Raw genomic sequence first — 18,584 nt, 5'->3', positions numbered from 1 at the left:
GCGCACTGAGGGTGCGCAGCTCCTCGGGTCCCGCCGCTTAGCGGCTGACCAGCTCCTCCGCCGCCTGGACCTGGCCCTCCGCGTGCTTTTCGCTCCGCTTGGCGCCAGCCGCGGCGAGTGCCATGACCCCCAGGCCCGCAAGCGTGATGGCCGCGCCGGCCCAAATGGGCGAGGTGTAGCCGAGCCCTGCTGTGATGGTGACGCCGCCCAGCCATGCGCCCAGGGCGTTGCCCACGTTGAAGGCTCCGATGTTGGCGCCGGAGGCGAGTGTGGGCGCCCCCGAGGCGTACTTCATCACGCGCATCTGCAGGCCCGGCACGGTGGCAAAGCCGAAGCCTCCCATCAGGACCAGCGAGATGACCGTCAGGGCAGGATTGGCGGCTGTCAGGGCGAACGCCACCAGGACCACGGTCAGCGCGGCGAGCACCACGAGGAGCGTCCTGTCCACGTTGCGGTCGGCGGCCTTACCGCCCAGGGTGTTGCCGGCGAAGAGGCCCACGCCGAAGACAATGAGCAGCCACGGCACGGTGGAGGCTCCGAACCCTGAGACTTCGGTGAGGGTGTAGGCGATGTAGGTGAACGCGCCGAACATGCCGCCGAAGCCCAGGATGGTCACCACAATGGAAAGCCACACCTGCCCCGAGCGGAAGGCGCGGAGCTCCGAGCGGAGGCTGCCAGCTTCTTCTGCATCCCCGGCCGACTTGGGAACGAGCGCAAGGATGCCTGCGAGCGCGGCCACACCGATGACCGTGATGGCCCAAAAGGTGGCACGCCAGCCGGCGGCCTGGCCCAGCAGCGTCCCGAACGGCACACCCAGGACGTTTGCTGCGGTTAGTCCCGTGAACATGAGCGCGATGGCTCCTGCCTTCTTGCTCGGCGGGACCATCCCGGCCGCCACTACGGCCCCGATCCCGAAGAAGGCGCCGTGCGAAAGGGCGGCAACAACGCGGCCCAGCATCATGGCCCAATAGCCGTCCGCCGTGGCGGAGAGCAGGTTCCCGGCGATGAACAGGACCAGCAGGGCGGCCAGCACGGGTTTGCGCGGGAACCGTGTCACGGCGGCCGTCAGGCCCAGTGCCCCGACCACCACGGAGAGTGCGTAGCCGGAGATGAACCAGCCGGCCGACGCTTCACTCACCCTGAAGTCCGCCGCTACCTCCGGGAGGAGACCGGCGATGACGAATTCAGTGAGTCCAATGCCAAACCCGCCAAGGGCGAGTGCTATCAGGCCAACAGGCATGCGAATGCTCCTTTGAGCTGCGTGTGGTTGTTCCAAGGATGGGAGGCGCCTAAGATAGTTGCAGGCGCGGTATTTATTGTTGCACATGCAAATATACCGCGCAAGCAACTATCTGATTCGAGCTACGGATGGCCTCTTTGCGGAGCCGTTCTGTGAAGGAGCAAGCATGGGCATCAAGGACGACGCCGTCGAAGTCCGCGCCCAGGGCTGGCGCACCCTGGCGGCCCTGCACGGGCTGATCGAAAACGAACTGGAACGGGCCCTCCAGGCGAAGTCGAAGCTCTCAGTGGTGGAGTACACGGTGCTGGACGCCCTCAGCCGTCAGGACGGGTGGCACATGCGCATGCAGCAGCTGGCGCGCGCCACCGCCCTGAGCCCCAGCGCCACCACAAGGCTGGTGAACCGGCTGGAGGACCGCGGCCTCCTGACCAGGATCCTGTGCGACGACGACCGCCGCGGTATCTACACGGAACTGACACCCACCGGCCTCAGCCTCCTGGAGGAAGCGAGGCCGGTGCACGATGCCACCCTCGAACGTGCCCTGGGCGCAGCGCGGGACATTCCGGAACTGGCCCCCTTGGTTGACGCGCTCCCCAAGCTGCACGCGCTGTCCTGACCGGGGCGCGGCTCAGGCCACCCGGCTGGCTACGGCTCCTGCCACCCGAACCGGAAGGCCGGTGGCCAGGGACGCCTGCGCGGCATCGGCCACCCGGGAGGCGGCCACAGCGTCCTCGGGCGTACACGGGTTGTCCCGACGGCCCAGGACAAGCTCAACGAACGCGGCCATCTCGGAACGGTAGGCCTGGTCGAAGCGCCCGGCAAACGTCGTGTGCGGGTCGCCCGAGGGAAATAACACGCCGGGCTCGGCTGATGCCAAAGCGGTCCTGTCGTCGAGGCCCACCATGAGCGACCGGCTGGACCCCTGGATTTCCAGCCGCACGTCGTGGCCCGCCCCGTTGTACCGGGTCGCCGAGACCGTGCCTACTGTGCCGTCGTCGAAGGCCACCAGCGCCAGCGCTGTGTCAACATCCCCTACAGCGCCGATCTCCGGGTCCCCGTTGTTGGATCCCTTGGCATAGACCTCTACGATTTCACGGCCGGTCAGCCAGCGAAGGATGTCAAAGTCGTGCACCGAGCAGTCACGGAAGAGCCCGCCGGAGGTGGCCAGGAACTCCACGGGCGGCGGGGCCATGTCGCAGGTGACCGCGCGCAGGGAGTGGATCCACCCCAACTCGCCTGCCTGATAAGCCCTCCGTGCTTCCAGGTAGCCGGCATCGAAACGGCGCTGGTGGCCGATCTGGACCACGCCGTTCTTGTCCCGGATGTAGTCCAGCACAGGCAGGGCATCGGCAACATTCAAGGCCACCGGCTTTTCGCAGAAGACCGGAATGCCGGCATCCACCCCTGCCTTGATGAGGCCAGGATGCGTGCCCGTGCCGGTGGCAACCACCAGTCCGTCCAGGCCGGAGGCGAGCAGCACTTCCACGGACGGAAGGAACTCCGCGCCCAAGTTGTGGGCGACGGTCCTGGCATGATCTTCGGCGACGTCGGTAAGCCGCAGCCTGACCTCAATGCCTTCCGGTTTCATGGCATCGTTGAGCCTGGCGATGTTATCCGCGTGCATGCTGCCGATCCGGCCCACACCCACCAGGCCAAGAGTCACAGTTTTCACAGTTTTTCCTCCGCATAGACGGTGAACGCCGTTCTGAAGGCTTCGAGGGCGGCGTCGCTGTCGTCCTTCGCCCACGCCTCCATTCCCACTGTGCCCTCATAACCGGCCTCGGCAAGGGCCCGCGCCACGGCTGCATAATTGATTTCCCCGGTGCCCGGCTCGCAACGGCCGGGCACGTCCGCCACCTGAATTTCGCCGATGTACGGCAGCGCGGAACGCACCAGCTCGATCAGGTTCCCCTCCCCCATCTGGGCGTGGTAAAGGTCCAGCATCAGCTTTGCGTAGGGATGCGCCGCAGCTTCCACCAAGGCCAGTGTGTCCTTGGCCCGTGCGAGTGGGATGCCGGGATGGTCAAGGATGGTGTTGAGGTTTTCCAGGCAAAATGTCACGCCGTGCGGTTCGCCCAGGTTCCCGAGCCTCTCGAGGGTCCGCGCGCCTGTTGCCCACATGCGCCCGGTGGAACGGTAGGCCGGGCGGGCGGCGTGACCGTCCACCAGTTCGGCCGGGTGCACCACCATGCGGCTCACGCCGAGTTCCAGCGCGGTGGGGATCAAGGATTCGGCTGTCCGGACCACGTCATCGCAGGTGTCCGGGTCCACCAGGCTGCCTGAAGTGTAGCCCGTCATGGACGAGAAAACGGCACCGGTGGCCTTCAGCGCCTGAATGTCCTTGCTGCGCGAATCCCACAGTTCAACGTCGAAGCCGGCCTCGTGGATGCGGCGCACCCGCTCCACAAACGGAAGGTCGGTGTAGACCATCTCCGCGCAGACTGCCAGGCGCATCAAAGTGCGGCTTTCTCGGCAACGGCAACGGGGGCCCCGCTCTTGACGGACTCAATGCAGGCCAGTGCCATGGCAAGGGCGCGGCGGGCGTCGGCAGCGCCGGGAGTCAGGGTGACGTCGGACGACGGCGACGGCTTGCCGTCCAGCCGGGCACGTACGGCCCCCGCAAAATCAGCAAGTTCGTCGGTGTAGGCCTGACGGAAGAGCTCGACGTTGAGGCGGGGGGTGTCGGCCGAGAGCCCCTCGGCCGTGTACCGGCGGGCTGCAGTTTCCGTGGCGCGCCCGGCCTGGACCATGCCCTTGGACCCAAAGACTTCCCCGCGGATGTCGTAACCGTAGAGCGCGCTGAAGTTCGCTTCCGCCACCGCCACCGCGCCGTTGCTGTACCTGATGGTGACCACCGCGGTGTCCAGGAAACCCTGGCTGCGCAGGGAAGGCTCCACCAGTGCATCCGCCACCGCGTACACCTCCACCGGCTCTGCGCCCTCGTTGAACCAGTTGAGGGTGTCGAAGTCGTGGATGAGGGTCTCCAGGAAGATGGTCCAGGCCGGGACCCTTGCCGCGTTGGGAATGCTCCCGTTTCCGGGATCGCGGGTCAGCGAGCGCAGGAGCTGCGGCGTTCCTGCGATGCCGGCTGCCAGGTCCTTCTTGGCAGCCTGGAAGTCGTCCGCATACCGGCGGTTGAAGCCGATCTGAAAGTGCACACCGGCTTCCTCCACCGCTTCCAGCGCGGCATCGAGTTCCTCCAGCCCCTGGCCGGCCGGCTTCTCACAGAAGACGTGCTTTCCCGCGGCTGCGGCCTGCGCGATCAGTGCCGAGTGGAAGCGCACAGGGCTGGCGATGATGACGGCGTCGATCTCCAGGTCCGCAAAGATATCTTCGGCGCTGGCTGTGACCTTGGGGGTGCCCAATTCCGTGGCAAGGGCCTGGGCGGACTCGACGTTCGGGTCCGCGATGGCCGCCAGCTCAGCACCGGGGACTCGGCGGGCGATGCTCTCGGCATGGAAAGCCCCCATCCAGCCGGAGCCGATGAGCCCGATCCGGACGGGTGCGGGACCTGGTGTTTGGTTGTGCGGGATGTAAGCCATCGGCTCGTCCTTTCAGTAGTGGATCAATAAAAACCCAGGCAGCTGTTGCCTTAGCCTGGAAACTCGATGGAAGCTGGCGGCAGATTTCGTCGGCTACTTCCAGGGTCCGGGTGGAGGCAGCGAGGGGGCGCTGCGGGCTTTGGACCTCACCGCCGTCGGCGAACTGCATCACTGCAGGGAGCTGGGTGTTGACCCCGGACGGCTGCGGCTGGCCGATGTGGCATGCAGCCTTTCTGGCCGGCCAAGGACTTCGGCGAAGCGGGGCCGCCAGTCCGCAGGCACGGCAGCCCGGCGGGTTCCGGCTTCTTCCACGCTGCTCCGCCCCGCCTGCCATGAGACTTCAGTGATGGGCGAACCCAGCAGCCAGGGGATGATGTCCAGCTCGTGGATGGCCGAGTTGGTAATGGCGGATTCCGCTGTGGTGCCGGGGCCCGCAGCGGCGTTGCGGCTGGTGCAGCGGACAATCAGCGGCTCACCCTGGGCCCGTTCCTGCACGGACCTGCGCAGGGCCACGTACCCGGGATCAAAGCGCCGCATGAAGCCCAGCGACAGCAGCGTTGAGTCGTGCGAGGCAACAACGACGGCGTCCACCTCGCTGGAGTTGATCAGCTCGGAAGGATCGGTGGTGATGCGTGCCGATGGAGGCGCCGCTTCCGCGGCCCGCCCGGCGTCGAGGTCTGCTACGAAGGTGACGTCGGCCCCGCTGATGGCGGTGCCCAGGTTCTTGATGTGGTCTGCGCCCATGACACCGGCGCCAATGACGCCAACCCGGATCGGCATGCTGTCTTCCCGTCTGCTGTTCTTTCCTTGCACCATTGGCAGGTAGCGGCGGGCCCGTCCAGTCCATATCCGGCGGGCCCGTCCGGTCCTGCTGACGGTCCTGCTATACGTGCCGCGGGCTGCTGTCCCTTGAGGGCTCGGACGTGTGGCTCACGTCGGCAACCTCGGCCTGGACTTCCTTGACCACATCGCCGTGTCCGCCGAGCTGTTCAAGCTCGTGGGCAAGTTCTGCGAGTTCTGCGCCGCCGGCCATCTGGGCCGTGAGCTCGTCCAGCGAAATGTCCTTCTTGTCGTAGTAACCGATCGACTTTCCGCGCTTGAGCAGCAGGAACCGGTCCCCCACCGGGAAGGCGTGGTGCGGGTTGTGGGTGATGAAGATGACGCCGAGTCCACGGTCCCTCGCCTGGAGAATGTAGCGCAGGACTACGCCTGACTGCTTCACGCCGAGGGCCGCCGTCGGCTCGTCCAGGATGAGGACCTTGGCTCCGAAATACACCGCCCGGGCAATAGCAACACACTGGCGCTCGCCGCCGGAGAGCTGGCCGATGGGCTGTTCCACATCGCGCAGGTCGATCCCCATCTCGGCAAGTTCCTTGAGGGTGATGGCCTTCATCTTCTCGACGTCCATGCTCTTGAATGGGCCGAAGCCGGACGTGAGTTCCGAGCCGAGGAAGAAGTTCCGCCAAATGGGCATCAGCGGGACCACGGCGAGGTCCTGGTAGACGGTGGCGATGCCGGCGTCGAGGGCGTCACGGGGGGAGCTGAACTTCCGTTCCTCGCCCATGACGTTCAGGACTCCTGCGTCGTGCTGGTGCAGGCCGGCGATGATCTTGATCAGTGTGGACTTTCCCGCACCGTTGTCGCCCAGTACGCAGGTGACGCGGCCGTTGTCCACGGCCATAGTGACGTCGCTCAGGGCGATGATATTCCCGTAGTGCTTGCCCACGCCCTCGAGGGAGAGCAGGTGGACGGGGGTGTGGGTCAAGGGGTCCTTTTCATCCTTGAGCAGGGCCTGTTGGTCGATCTGGTTGGCATTCATTTGTTTCTCCCCTTACTTGAGCTCTGCGCGGCGCTTGACGATGAGGTTCACGATGGTGGCCAGCAGCAGCATCAGGCCGAGGAAGAACTTGAACCAGTCCGGGTTCCACTGCGCGTAGACAATGCCCTTGTTGGCCATTCCGAAGATGAACGCACCGATTGCGCCGCCCACCGCTGAGCCGTAACCACCGGTCAAGAGGCACCCGCCGATCACCGCGGCGATGATGTAAAGGAACTCGTTGCCTACGCCCTCACCGGACTGCACGGCATCGAAGGCGAAGAGGTTGTGCATGCCCAGGATCCAGCCGCAGAAGCCCACCGCCATGAAAAGGCCGATCTTCGTCTTGTTCACCGGAACACCCACAGCGCGGGCGGCGTCCGCGTCGCCACCAACGGCAAAAATCCAGTTGCCGATCCGGGTGCGGAGCAGGACCCAGGACGCCACAGCGACGAGGATGATCCAGAAGAACACCGTGATTTTAACCTCGACCCCACCAATGCTGATGGACGACGCAAACACGGCATGGGCCGAGTCAAAACCGTCGAGCTTGGAGATGGACGGGGAGGACACGCTGCCCCCGATGAGACGGGTCAGTGCCAGATTCAGGCCCGTCAGCATCAGGAACGTGGCGAGGGTGACGATAAAGCTGGGAAGTTTCGTTTTTATCAGGATCCAGCCATTGATGAAACCGATGCCGAGGGAAACGACGAGCGCCAGCACGACGCCGACCCACGCGTTCATTGAGAAGTTCCAGCTGAACAGGGAGGCCGTCAGCGCTGAGCTGATGACGGCAACACCGGTGGAGAGGTCAAACTCGCCGCCGATCATCAGCAGCGACACCCCCACCGCCATAATCCCGATTGTGGAACTGCCGTAAAGGACGGTGGCCAGTGCGTTGGGCTGGGTAAAGGTCGAGGAAACCAGTGCGAAGAAGACGAAGAGCACCACGGCGCCGACGAGTGCGCCCACCTCTGGGCGGCCCAGGAGCTTCTGGACGGCGCTTCGTTGGCCTACTCTTTCGTCGGCGCGGGGCACGGGAACCGAGGCCGGTGCCGGCGTCAGGGTTGCTGTCTTTGCCATAGGAAGAACTCCTTGTTGGTCAGGCCGCGCGGCCGTATCCGCCGCGCGGCCTAAAGCCTGGATCTAGCGGACGCCCTGCTGGGCGAATTTGAGGACGTCAGATGCGTTGGACTTGTCCACAATGGTGGGACCGGTCAAAACAGGCTGACCGCCACCAATCTTGAAGCCGCCGCGCTTGGCCTGCCAGAGCGAATCAACGGACAGGTAGCCCTGCAGCCACGGCTGCTGGTCCACGGTGAAGATCACAGCACCATCTACGATCTTCTGGGCGAGGTCTGCGTTCAGGTCGAAGCTAGCAACCTTTGCAGAGCTGCTCGCGTCCGTGACGGACTTGAGCAACGTAAGGGTGATCGGTGCGCCCAAGCCGATAATTACGTCAGCGTCCTTCGCCGCTTGGAGCTTTGCCGTCGCAGTGGACTGGACCGACGTCATATCCTTGCCGTCGACATACAGAATCTCCGTGCCCGGAACCTTCGTCTTGACGCCGGCGCAGCGCGCTTCAAGTCCAACGTGGCCCTGCTGCTGGATGACGCAGACGGGGTGCTTGAAGCCCTGTTCGGCGAGCTTGGCTCCGACCGCCTGCCCGGCAAGCTGTTCATTGGAGCCGAAGTGGGTGAATGCCCCGAGCTGGGCTGAGACCGACTCGCCCGCGTTCAGGCTCACCACCGGAATGCCGGCGTCGGTAGCCTTCTTTAGCACGTCCTTGAGCGCGTCTGGGGTGGCGAGGGTGACGGCAATCCCGTCAACCTTCTGGTCGATGGCCTGCTGGACGAGCTGAGCTTGGCGGCCTGCCTCAGGGTCGCTGGTGTAGAGCAGTTCAACGTTATCTTTTGCGGAAGCCTCCTCAGCACCCTTGCGGACTATGTCCCAAAAGGTATCGCCCGCTGCAGCGTGGGTGATGAGGGCTACCTTCATCCGGGCAGTAATGACGGCCTGACCCCCGCCGGCGGCATTGCCACTGTCGGCGGGCTTACCGCCTTGGGTGGAACAAGCGCTTAGAGCCATCATAGGAACGACGGCCGCCACCAGGACCGCCTTCCGCCACGAAAACTTCTTCACGATATATCTCCTTTGATCGGGGTTACGGCCCTGCCACTCTGCAGGGGCTCAAAGCCCTCTACACCGATCTTGGTGATTCAATTCACAGAAGTCAATAGTTTGTCCTGACATTAGGATGTTGTTACTTTTTATCAGTCAGCGTGACGCGGTGGTGCTGCGAAGTACGAGCTCCGGATCAATGAGGGTGCGGCTGGGGCGAAGGGAGGGATCCTCGAGGCGCGCCAGAAGCACGCGGGCAACGCCGACGCCGACCATGTCACTTCGGTTATCAACGGTAGTGATGTCGAGGTACCTCGATTTTGCCAACGTGGAGTTGTCATACCCGATCAGCGAAATGTCGCCGGGAACCAACAGTCCGCGCTCCCTAAAAGCAGCCAGTGCGCCGAGCGCCATAGTATCGTTCGCGGCGAAGATGGCTGTCGTATCCGGATGATGATCCAGGATCCAGCAGGCCGAGGCGTAGCCGTCTTCCTCCGACGTCCCGCCGGACTCACCCGCAATGTGTAGGTGCACCCCCGCTTCTTTGAGGCGCCTAGCGAAGCCGGCCCTGCGATGGGCAGCAGCTCCACCCACCCCGGACAGGTGACCGATCTTCGTGTGGCCAAGACCCAGCAGATGGTCCGCTGCCAACACACCCCCGCCCTCGTCGTCATTGGAAATCAGGTCGGCCCCCGCAGGCACGCCGCTGCGCCACCCCGCGACGACGGTCGGCACTTCGGCTCCCGCGAGCATGGAGGGGCTGGGTTCGGCGGCTATCACGAGCGCGTCAACATGCATGGCCAGCAGGCCGTCAACGGCTTCGCTGATGCGATTCTCGCCCGGCCTGGAATCAGCGAGCATCACACGGTAGCCCTCCGGGCTCAGCGCAGATTCCATTCCACGCAGCAGATCAACAAACCAGAGATTGCGGTAGTCGTCGATGACCAGCCCTATGCTCTTGGTGCGACTGCTGGCGAGGGCGGTGGCCGCGCGGCTGGGCCGGTAACCAAGCTCGGAGATGGCTGCCCGCACGGCTTCGCGCCGCTTGGCGCTCACCCGCGCCGGATCCTGAAGCACCAGGGAAACCAACGACGGCGATACGCCCGCGTGTTTTGCCACGTCATAGATGGTTGGCCGCCGCGTTTTTTGACTGTCATTCACCATGCGATTGCCTTTCGTTGCGGCCTTGAGGATATCGCGCCAAAGGATTGACAGGACATATAGACATAGCTACGCTCAAAGCCAGCGTCAAAATTGTAGCGCTACAAAATGCCGGAAGAGGTCTTCCTCCGGCTCATTTTCAAAGGAGAAATCAATGGCTGAAAGCCTTGGTGTAGCCGTCATCGGTGCAGGCATGGCCGGCAAGGCCCACGCTGCCGCATACCGGACGGCATCCACCCTCTACAGCCCAGCGCTGCCGCCCGTGCGTCTGGTGTCCATCGGCGATGTCAACGCGGAGTTCGGCTCTCTTGCCGCCCGGCGCTTCGGATACGAACGCAATGACACTTCGTGGCAGGCAATCGCCGAAGCGGACGACATTGACGTCGTCAGTGTCGTCATCGCCAACTCCCTGCACCGCGAAGTTGTCGAAGGCCTGCTCGCCGCCGGCAAGCACGTGCTGTGCGAAAAGCCGCTGAGTGATTCAATCGAAGACGCCCGGGTAATGGCTACTGCTGCCCGCGGCGCGTCCAGCATCGCGCGGATCGGCTTCACCTTCCGCCGTACGCCGGGCATCGCATACATTCGGGACCTTATCCAGACCGGAGTCCTGGGCAACGTGCTGCACTTCAGCGGCCGTTATTGGACCGATTACGGCTTCAGCCCGTCCGCTCCCATGAGCTGGCGCTACAAGGGCGGCCCCGGCTCGGGCGCACTTGCCGATGTCGGATCCCACCTGACGTACATCTCCGAGTTCCTGTGTGGGGACATCCAGTCGGTCTCGGGCGGTCAGTTTGCCACGGTCATCGACAAGCGGCCGCTGCCGCTCGCTGCCGTAATGGGCCATGACCACGTTGCCGTCGGCGACACCTTCGAAGCCGTCGAGAACGACGACTACGCGGCCTTCAACGCGGAATTCGCCACCGGTGCCGGCAGCTTTGAAGTCTCCCGCGTAGCTGCCGGGCATGCCAACAGCCTTCAATTTGAGGTGTTCTGCGAAAACGGCGCCGCAAAGTTCGACCAGCGCCGCCCGGCCGAAATCCAGCTGTTCCTCAACGACGACTCCGGCAACGAAAATGGCTACCGGCAGGTCATCTTGGGCCCGGCCACCCGTACATCGCGGGAGGGCTCGCCATGGACGCCCCCGAAGTTGGCTTTGGCCAGAACGATGCCTTCGGCTACCAAGCGCGTGCATTCCTCGAAGAGGTTGCCGGCCTCAGCCAAGAAGAGTCGCTCCCCCGCTGCGCCACGTTCGACGAGGGCGTGCGGAACATGGAACTGCTGGGCGCGGTCGCCGAATCCGCCCTTAACAACGGAAAGAAAATCACGATATGAAACTCGGCGTCTACAACGCGATCCTGCATGACCGTCCCCTTCCGGAAGCCTTGAAGGTCATAGCCGATCTTGGCCTCACGGGCATTGAAATCAACACGGGTGGATTCCTCCCCGCCGTGCATGTCCCCAATTTTGACCAGATCCTCGAAAGTGACGCGGCGCGGGATGACTACCTGGCGATCTTCGAAGGAACTGGCGTCTCCATTGCCGGCCTGAACTGCAACGGCAACCCGCTGCACCCCAAGCGCGAGATCGGCGAGAAGCACGCCGAAGACATCCGCCGTTCCGTCCGGTTGGCACATCGCCTGGGGCAGAACAGGGTTGTTACCATGTCCGGCCTGCCAGGCGGCGAACCGGGCGCCACGACCGTCAACTGGGTGGTCAATGCCTGGAACTCGGCAGCGCTGGATGTCCTCGACTACCAGTGGGGCGCGGCAGTGAAATTTTGGAAGGAAATGGACCGTCTTGCTGCGGACCACGACGTGAAGGTGGCTCTTGAACTCCATCCACAGAACCTCGTTTTCAATACCGCGGATGTCCGCAAACTCATCGAGCTAACCGGTGCAACGCACGTCGGCGTAGAACTGGACGCCTCCCACCTGTTCTGGCAGCAGATGGATCCGGTGGCCGTGGTGCGGGAACTCGGCCCCCTGGTGTTCCAGGCCGCAGCCAAGGACGTCCGCGTTAACAGGGACAACGCCGCGCTGTACGGCGTACTGGACAACAGCTTCCGCCGGCTCTCCCCGGAGGAGAACCGGACCAACCTCGGCGGCGACGAGTGGGCCAATGAGTGGCCAAAGGACTCCGCCTGGGACTTCGTTGCCCTGGGACGCGGGCACGACACCGCCTTCTGGACCGAGTTCCTGCGCGCACTGCACGAAGTAGACCCGGACATGCTGGTGAATATCGAGCACGAAGATGTCTCGCTGGGCAGGATCGAGGGCCTTGAGGTCGCTGCGAAGGTCTTGAAGGAGGCCGACGCGGCTCTCTCCGCTTCATTAGACCCGGCCCGATAAACGCTGGGGACCCGGACAGTAAGAGGGGCGGCGCGTTTGCGCCGCCCCTCTTACTGTCCCCGGATTCAACACCCCCATGGATTCCGCCGCGGCAAAGAGCGCGAACCGTGCAAATTCGGATTGTGGCTTAGTGAAGTCGGGAAGCCCTGCAGATACCATGCCAACGGCAGCGCGGGGAATCATCAAGCGCCCGAAACCGGCAACGCTTTCTGCCGGATCGGGCGGCGCCGGCAATGTGCCCTGTTGAAGAGGGCAACCGCGCTCTGGCAACCCCTCTAGTGTGGACAAAAACGTCCGACGCCTGGCGGTGTCGGACGTTTTTATGGTGCGGGAGTGCGGGGCGGTGCGGTGTACCGTCCGGCGGTGCGCTTAGGCAGCCACTCCGGAACGCTCCTTGAACAGATGTTCGAGCTCTTCGAGTGACTTGCCCTTAGTTTCGGGGACTACGCGTTTCACCCAGACGATAGCCCCGAGCTGCAGTGCCACAAAGATGAGGAAGGTGGCGGAAACACCGATCCACGCGACCATCTGTGGAAAAAAGAAGCCGATGAGAAAGTTGACCATCCACAAGACAAAGACGCAGATGCCCATTGCGACGCCGCGGACGTGCATCGGGAAAATCTCTGACAAGGTCAACCACGTTACGGTGCCGATGCAGCCCTGCATGGAAGCCAGGAACGTCACCATGAACAGCAGTACCAGGTAGCCGCGCAGGGTACTTGTTGGCAGCGCCATCGAGATGACCGCAATGGCCAAAAGTGAGCAGGACGTGCCGCACAGTCCCACAATCAGCATGGGTTTACGGGGCACACGCGACATCAGGTACATCCCGATGACCACGGCCACCACGGACGTGATGCCGTTAAGGACATTGGCGATCAGGGCACCGCGGTCACCAAATCCTGATGAGGACAGGATGGAGGTGCCGTAGTACATGATGGCGTTGACGCCGCTGATCTGGTTGATGACCGCCATCCCCAGGCCAACCACGAAGATCCTGCGGATCCAGGGAACGGTGAGGTCCTTGACCGTTCCGAGTTTGGCTTGGTAGTCCTCCCGGGCTGCCTGCCGCACCTCGTCGAACTCCGCCGACACGTCCCCGGCGGCACGGGTGGAGCGCAGCACTTCAAGGACGGCACCGAAGCGGCCGGCCGACGCAAGCCAGCGGGGGCTTTCCGGCAGGACCAGCATCCCGAACCACAGCACAACGGCCGGCAGCGTAGCGATCACCAGCATCCAGCGCCAGATGTGCGCTTCTCCGGGGAACACGTTGCCCAATACTGCATTGAACGTGAAGGCCAGGAACTGGCCGGTGACGATCATCAGTTCATTCTGGGTCACGATCCGGCCGCGCTGGGCCGCCGGTGACATTTCCGCAAGGTACACGGGCACGATCACGGAAGCACCACCCACGGCGAGGCCCAGCAGGGCCCGGGCAGCTATCAGCAGTTCAGTGCTCGGAGAGACAGTGCAGGCGATGGTGGCGACGACGAAGATCAGCGCCAGCCCCATAATGGTTTTGCGCCTGCCGAAGCGGTCCGACAGGCGTCCGGCACTGATGGCGCCAAACGCTGCACCGAACAGGAGCGTGGAGGTGACAAGCCCTTCGGTCAGCGGCGTCAGGCCGAGGTCGCGCTGCATAAAAGGCAGGGCGCCGTTGATGACGCCGGTATCGTAGCCGAAGAGCAGGCCGCCGAAGGTGGAGAACAGCGCCACCTTACGCATGAACTTCTTCGGATCGGACGGCTTGGACGGTGTGGAGGCCCTGGCAGTGGCGGGCGTTCCCACTGCAGCGGGCGACGTCAGGGTTCCTTTGCTGTTTTCCATGGGCGCATCCACTATTTCGTTTTGGTTATGTAGTCATGCATGGTCTCCAGCTGGTAGCGGGAGACCTCCTCGGCATGCTCGTTTTCGGCAAAGACGCTGGAGACCATCACAGTATTCTCGCGGTCCAGGAAGCCGATTTCCTTCAGGCCGCCGAAGAACTCGTCCCAGTTCACGTCGCCGTCGCCGATCTTCAGGTGCTGGTGCACCCGGACCGGGTTGCCTGGCGGGTTGGTGATGTAGCGCAGGCCGTGTGAGGCGTGGTGGTCCATGGTGTCGGCCACGTGGACCAGGCGAAGCTTGTCCCCGGCGGCCCGCATGATATCCAGCGGCGAGTTCTTCATGTGGAAGCTGTGGGACGCCACGTAGACCATGCCCACGTTCTTTGAGTTCACGCCGCGGATCACGCGGATGGCGGCAAGGCCTTCCTCCACGAAGTCGTCAGGGTGGGGGTCGATCAGCAGGTCGATGCCCTCACGCTCGATGATGGGCAGCAGTTCCTCCATGGAGCGGTAAAACGCCCGCTCGGACTCCTCGGCCTTCTCGGGCCGGCCGCTGAACTCGCTGTTCATGGTGCTGACGCCCAGGTCAACGGTGATCTGGATGGCACGTTTCCAGTAGCGGACGGCTGCTTCGCGGGCATCCTCGTCCGGGCCGGACCAGCGGAGCACCGGCAGGACCGAGGCAATCTCGATTCCGGCGTCGCGGCAGGCTTTTTTCAGCTGGCCCACCAGGTCGTCGTCTGCCTTGGGGTGGTTGAAGAAGGGGATGAAGTCCGCGTGCGGGGTCATCTGCATGTACTTGTAGCCAAGGTCCGCCACCACCCTGGGGAATTCCAGCAGGCTGTGCGAGTGGTGGAACGGGGTGGGGTCAAGTGCGATTTTCACGAAAAACACTCCATTGTGGATAAGTCAGGGGAACGGAAAAGGGGACGGAAATGGCTCCGTCCCCCTTCTCCTGTCCTACTTGTAGAGGTCGGGCTTTGCGGCCAGCTTCACGGCGACCTTTTCGCCGTTCTTCTGCGCTTCGACGCCTGCTTCGCAGCACGCTGCGGTGGCGTACCCGTCCCAGGCGGAGGGGCCGCCGATTTCGCCCTTAAGTGCCGCGTCCACCCATGAGTGGATTTCGACGTCGTACGCTGCCCCGAAACGCTCCTCGAACCCGGGGGTGACGTTGCCGCCCCAATGGCCGGCGCTGCGGGTGTAGGGTCCCTTGTCGCCGCCAATGCTGACGATGCCCTCTTCGAAGGAGGCCTGCGTAGCCACCTCGTAGCCGAACTTGGCGTTGACATAGATTTCGACGTCGGCCAGGACGCCGGACTCGGTCTCCAGCAGGACGTGCTGCGGATCGTGCTGGCCGTTCGGGGCGTTCCTGGTCGCCTTGCCCAGGCGGACCTGGACGCTGGTGATTTCCTCGCCGGTGAAGAACCGGATGGCGTCGAATTCGTGGACCACGGAGTCGTTGATCAGCATCTCGTTGGTGAAGCCCTCGGGGGTGCCCGGGTTGCGGTGCTGGTGGTGCAGCATCAGCAGTTCGCCGAGTTCGTGGTTGCGGATGATCGAACCCAGCGTGGCGTATTCGGCGTCGAAGCGGCGCATGAAGCCCACCTGGATCCGCTGATGGCCCAGTGCCACCTCGGCTTCGACGATTTTCCAGGAGGATGCGGCGTCGGGGGTGAGGGGCTTTTCGCAGAGGATCGGAATGTCCCTGGCGAGGGCCTTGAGCAGGATGTCCTCGTGCAGGAAGCCGGGGGTGGCGATCAGGACGGCGTTGACGTCGCCGTTGTTGAGGGCCTCTTCGGCATCAACGAGGGCCACTGCGCCGGGGATGCCTTCGATGGCGGCCTGGGCGCGGGCGAGGTCGACGTCGACGACGGCGGCAACTTCCGCGCCGTGGATGCGCTTGTTGAGGCGCTGGATGTGGTCGGCGCCCATGCGGCCTGCGCCGATGACGGCGACGCGGAGGGTTTCAGTCATTGTTTTGGTCCTTTTGGTGTCTGGGACGGGGTTAGCTGACGGCGGTGCGGGAGCCGCAGGACAGCAGGTAGTTGCGGGTGCGCTTGGCAATGGGCATCGGTACATCGAAGGCCACCGGATACATGTCCTGTTCCACGATGCCGAAGATGGGCCGGTTGAGCGCCTCAACTGCTTCGATGACCGCGCGCAGGTCGGGCAGGCCGTTGGGCGGTTCGGTCATGACGCCGGCCAGGTTGGCGGCGGCCCACGTCATGTCTTCCTCGTTCACCTTCCTGAGGATGTCCGGGTTGATCTGCTTCAGGTGCAGGTAGCCGATTCGGTCCGGGTAGTTCTTGATCAGTTCCAAGCTGGAGGCGCCGCAGTACTCGGCGTGTCCGGTGTCCAGGCAGAGGTTCAGGTACTGGGGATCGGTGGCTCCGAGCAGCGTTTCGATGTCCGCCTGCGCGCCAACGTGGGAGTCGGCGTGGGAGTGGAACTGCTGCTTAAGGCCGAAGTCCTCGATCAGGGTCTTGCCCAGGCGGTTGTGGCCGGCGAACAGGTCGTTCCAGGCCTTTTCACTCAGCGTGCCGCTTTCCACGGCTTCACCGGTGACGTCATCGCGCCACATGGCGGGGATGACCACGATATGCTCGCCGCCCATGGCCGCGGTGAGCTCGGCGACCTTGCGGGCCGGTTCCCAGGCGGTTTCCCACTGGTCAAGGCCGCGGTGGAAGGCGGTGAAGACGGTGCCGGCGGAGATCTGCAGGTCGCGCTGCTTCAGTTCTTCCGCCAGGCGGGTGGGGTCGGTGGGCAGGTAGCCGTACGGTCCGAGTTCGATCCACTTGTAGCCGGATTCGGCCACCTCATCGAGGAAGCGTTCCCATGGGGTCTGCTTCGGATCGTCCGCGAACCAGACACCCCAGGAGTCCGGCGCCGTGCCGATGATCAACTTGTTTTCAGTCATGACAGCGTTGTCCTTTTCGTTGCATCGATTGCTCCGTAACCGCCCTTTTGGACGCTCAAAACGGCGGTTACGGAGCAATCGGCGGGGGTGTCCTAGTTGGAGGGGAAGTTGTAGGAGGCGCCGGAGGCGTGGTGGGTTTCGGGCCAGCGGGAGGTGACAACCTTGCCGCGGGTGTAGAAGCTGACGCCTTCGGGGCCGTAGATGTGCTTGTCGCCGAAGAGGGAAGCCTTCCAGCCGCCGAAGGAGTGGTAGGCCACCGGGACGGGCAGGGGCACGTTAATGCCGATCATGCCCACGGTGACGCTGCGCTGGAACTTGCGGGCGGCGGCGCCGGAGGAAGTGAAGATGGCGGTGCCGTTGCCGTAGGGGTTGGCGTTGATCAGCTTGATGCCGTCTTCGAGGGTGTCGACACGGACCACCACCAGGACGGGTCCGAAGATTTCCTCTTGGTAGGCAGTCATTTCGGTCTTGACGTGGTCGAGCACAGTGGGGCCGACCCAGAAGCCGTTCTCGTGCCCGGGGACCACCAGGTCGCGGCCATCCACCACCATGGCGGCACCTGCGGCCTCGGCTTCGGTGACGATCCTGACGATGCGGTCCTTGGAGGCGGGCGTGATGACGGGGCCCATTTCGGCGTCCGGCGCGGTGCCGTTGTTGACCTTGACGGCCAGGGCCCGCTCTTCGACCTTCTTGACCAGCAGGTCCGCGGCCTCACCTACGGCGACGGCCACGGAGATGGCCATGCAGCGTTCCCCGGCGGAGCCGAACGCGGCGGCGGCGAGGTGGTCGGCGGCGTTGTCCACGTCGGCGTCGGGCAGGATGATGGCGTGGTTCTTCGCCCCGCCCAGGGCCTGGACGCGCTTGCCGTGCTTGGTGGCGGTCTCGTGGACGTACTGGGCGATCGGAGTGGAACCGACGAAGGAGATGCCGTCCACGTCCGGGTGGGTCAGCAGCCCGTCAACGGTTTCCTTGTCGCCGTGCAGGACCTGGAACACGCCGTCCGGCAGGCCGGCTTCCTTCCAGAGCTTGGCCAGCAGCAGCGAGGCGGAGGGATCGCGCTCCGAGGGCTTGAGGATGAAGGCGTTGCCGGTGGCGATCGCCATCGGGGCCATCCAGAGCGGCACCATGACCGGGAAGTTGAACGGGGTGATACCCGCCACGACACCGAGGGGCTCGCGGAAGTTGAAGACGTCGATGCCCGTGGAGACCTGGTCCGAGTAGTCACCCTTGAGGAGGGTGGGGATGCCGCAGGCGTACTCGATAACTTCCAGGCCACGGCCGATTTCACCCTTGGCGTCGGAGATCACCTTTCCGTGCTCAGCCGTGACCAATTGGGCCAACTCTTCGACGTGGGCGGCGACCAGTTCCCGGAACTTGAACAGCACCGCGGTGCGCTTGGCCAGGGAGATGTCGCCCCAGGTGTCGGCGGCCTTGCGGGCGGCAGCGACGGCGGTGTCCAGGTCGGCGCGGTTAGCCAGGCGCAGGGTGGCGGAGACGTCACCGGTGGCCGGGTTGTACACGTTGGTGGTGCGGGCACCCTCGCCGGCGGTTTCGGCACCGTTGATGAAGTGGTTAATGACGGTTTCGGTGGTGGTGGCAGTCATGGGACTCTT

General features: G+C 64.1%; 15 protein-coding genes and 2 pseudogenes. 3 read left to right on the top strand and 14 right to left on the bottom strand.

Going from position 1 to position 18,584, the window contains the following annotated elements:
- Nucleotides 1-37: 37 nt before the first annotated feature.
- Complete coding sequence (locus VIK36_RS04885; protein WP_324644280.1) at nt 38-1,240, bottom strand: MFS transporter; 1,203 nt, start codon at nt 1,238-1,240, stop codon at nt 38-40.
- 166 nt (nt 1,241-1,406) lie between these two features.
- Here VIK36_RS04885 and VIK36_RS04880 point away from each other — a divergent pair, with 166 nt between their 5' ends.
- A complete protein-coding gene (locus tag VIK36_RS04880; protein ID WP_255174561.1) occupies nt 1,407-1,856 on the top strand; it encodes a MarR family winged helix-turn-helix transcriptional regulator in 450 nt (149 codons plus the stop codon).
- 12 nt (nt 1,857-1,868) lie between these two features.
- Here the strand turns inward: VIK36_RS04880 and VIK36_RS04875 are convergent, their stop codons facing one another.
- From VIK36_RS04875 to VIK36_RS04840, 8 genes and pseudogenes are all read right to left on the bottom strand, one after another.
- Nucleotides 1,869-2,912, bottom strand: coding sequence for a Gfo/Idh/MocA family oxidoreductase (locus tag VIK36_RS04875; RefSeq protein ID WP_324644279.1), 1,044 nt, complete (start codon nt 2,910-2,912; stop codon nt 1,869-1,871).
- Nucleotides 2,909-3,694 (bottom strand): TIM barrel protein, encoded by a 786-nt coding sequence (locus tag VIK36_RS04870; protein WP_324644278.1) that lies wholly within the window; start codon nt 3,692-3,694, stop codon nt 2,909-2,911. Before VIK36_RS04870 ends, VIK36_RS04875 begins: the two co-directional genes overlap by 4 nt.
- On the bottom strand, nt 3,694-4,782 hold the full coding sequence (locus VIK36_RS04865; protein ID WP_324644277.1) for a Gfo/Idh/MocA family oxidoreductase: 1,089 nt from the start codon (nt 4,780-4,782) through the stop codon (nt 3,694-3,696). Before VIK36_RS04865 ends, VIK36_RS04870 begins: the two co-directional genes overlap by 1 nt.
- 249 nt (nt 4,783-5,031) lie before the next feature.
- Nucleotides 5,032-5,562, bottom strand: a pseudogene (locus VIK36_RS04860) (Gfo/Idh/MocA family protein); the annotation flags it as partial.
- A 103-nt stretch (nt 5,563-5,665) separates the two neighbouring features.
- Nucleotides 5,666-6,601, bottom strand: coding sequence for an ATP-binding cassette domain-containing protein (locus VIK36_RS04855; protein WP_141157992.1), 936 nt, complete (start codon nt 6,599-6,601; stop codon nt 5,666-5,668).
- A 12-nt stretch (nt 6,602-6,613) separates the two neighbouring features.
- Entirely contained in the window at nt 6,614-7,681 is a 1,068-nt protein-coding gene (locus VIK36_RS04850; RefSeq protein WP_141157993.1) for an ABC transporter permease, read from the bottom strand.
- A gap of 63 nt (nt 7,682-7,744) precedes the next feature.
- Complete coding sequence (locus VIK36_RS04845; RefSeq protein ID WP_324644276.1) at nt 7,745-8,740, bottom strand: substrate-binding domain-containing protein; 996 nt, start codon at nt 8,738-8,740, stop codon at nt 7,745-7,747.
- A 135-nt stretch (nt 8,741-8,875) separates the two neighbouring features.
- Nucleotides 8,876-9,883 carry a LacI family DNA-binding transcriptional regulator gene (locus VIK36_RS04840; RefSeq protein ID WP_141157995.1) on the bottom strand — a complete coding sequence of 336 codons (1,008 nt, stop codon included), beginning with the start codon at nt 9,881-9,883 and terminating at the stop codon, nt 8,876-8,878.
- Between the two features lie 151 nt (nt 9,884-10,034).
- Between VIK36_RS04840 and VIK36_RS04835 the strand changes: the two are divergent.
- A pseudogene (locus VIK36_RS04835) lies at nt 10,035-11,212 on the top strand (Gfo/Idh/MocA family protein).
- A complete protein-coding gene (locus VIK36_RS04830) occupies nt 11,209-12,228 on the top strand; it encodes a sugar phosphate isomerase/epimerase (RefSeq protein ID WP_324644274.1) in 1,020 nt (339 codons plus the stop codon). The pseudogene VIK36_RS04835 and the gene VIK36_RS04830 overlap by 4 nt, the downstream one beginning before the upstream one ends.
- 369 nt (nt 12,229-12,597) lie before the next feature.
- Here VIK36_RS04830 and VIK36_RS04825 read toward each other — a convergent pair whose 3' ends face one another.
- The 5 genes from VIK36_RS04825 to VIK36_RS04805 all read right to left on the bottom strand — a co-directional run bounded on the left by VIK36_RS04825 (nt 12,598) and on the right by VIK36_RS04805 (nt 18,575).
- On the bottom strand, nt 12,598-14,055 hold the full coding sequence (locus tag VIK36_RS04825; RefSeq protein ID WP_141157998.1) for a sugar porter family MFS transporter: 1,458 nt from the start codon (nt 14,053-14,055) through the stop codon (nt 12,598-12,600).
- 11 nt (nt 14,056-14,066) lie between these two features.
- Nucleotides 14,067-14,939: a sugar phosphate isomerase/epimerase family protein gene (locus tag VIK36_RS04820; protein ID WP_324644273.1), complete on the bottom strand. Its 873-nt coding sequence runs from the start codon at nt 14,937-14,939 to the stop codon at nt 14,067-14,069.
- 75 nt (nt 14,940-15,014) lie between these two features.
- Complete coding sequence (locus VIK36_RS04815; protein ID WP_324644272.1) at nt 15,015-16,028, bottom strand: Gfo/Idh/MocA family oxidoreductase; 1,014 nt, start codon at nt 16,026-16,028, stop codon at nt 15,015-15,017.
- 31 nt (nt 16,029-16,059) lie between these two features.
- Nucleotides 16,060-16,971: a sugar phosphate isomerase/epimerase gene (locus VIK36_RS04810; RefSeq protein WP_324644271.1), complete on the bottom strand. Its 912-nt coding sequence runs from the start codon at nt 16,969-16,971 to the stop codon at nt 16,060-16,062.
- A 92-nt stretch (nt 16,972-17,063) separates the two neighbouring features.
- Nucleotides 17,064-18,575: a CoA-acylating methylmalonate-semialdehyde dehydrogenase gene (locus tag VIK36_RS04805; RefSeq protein WP_255174551.1), complete on the bottom strand. Its 1,512-nt coding sequence runs from the start codon at nt 18,573-18,575 to the stop codon at nt 17,064-17,066.
- Between the last annotated feature and the right edge of the window lie 9 nt (nt 18,576-18,584).

The sequence above is a fragment of the Pseudarthrobacter sp. LT1 genome, assembly GCF_035621795.1.
Taxonomy (GTDB): Bacteria; Actinomycetota; Actinomycetes; order Actinomycetales; family Micrococcaceae; genus Arthrobacter.
This window is presented reverse-complemented; position numbering and strand designations above follow the sequence as displayed.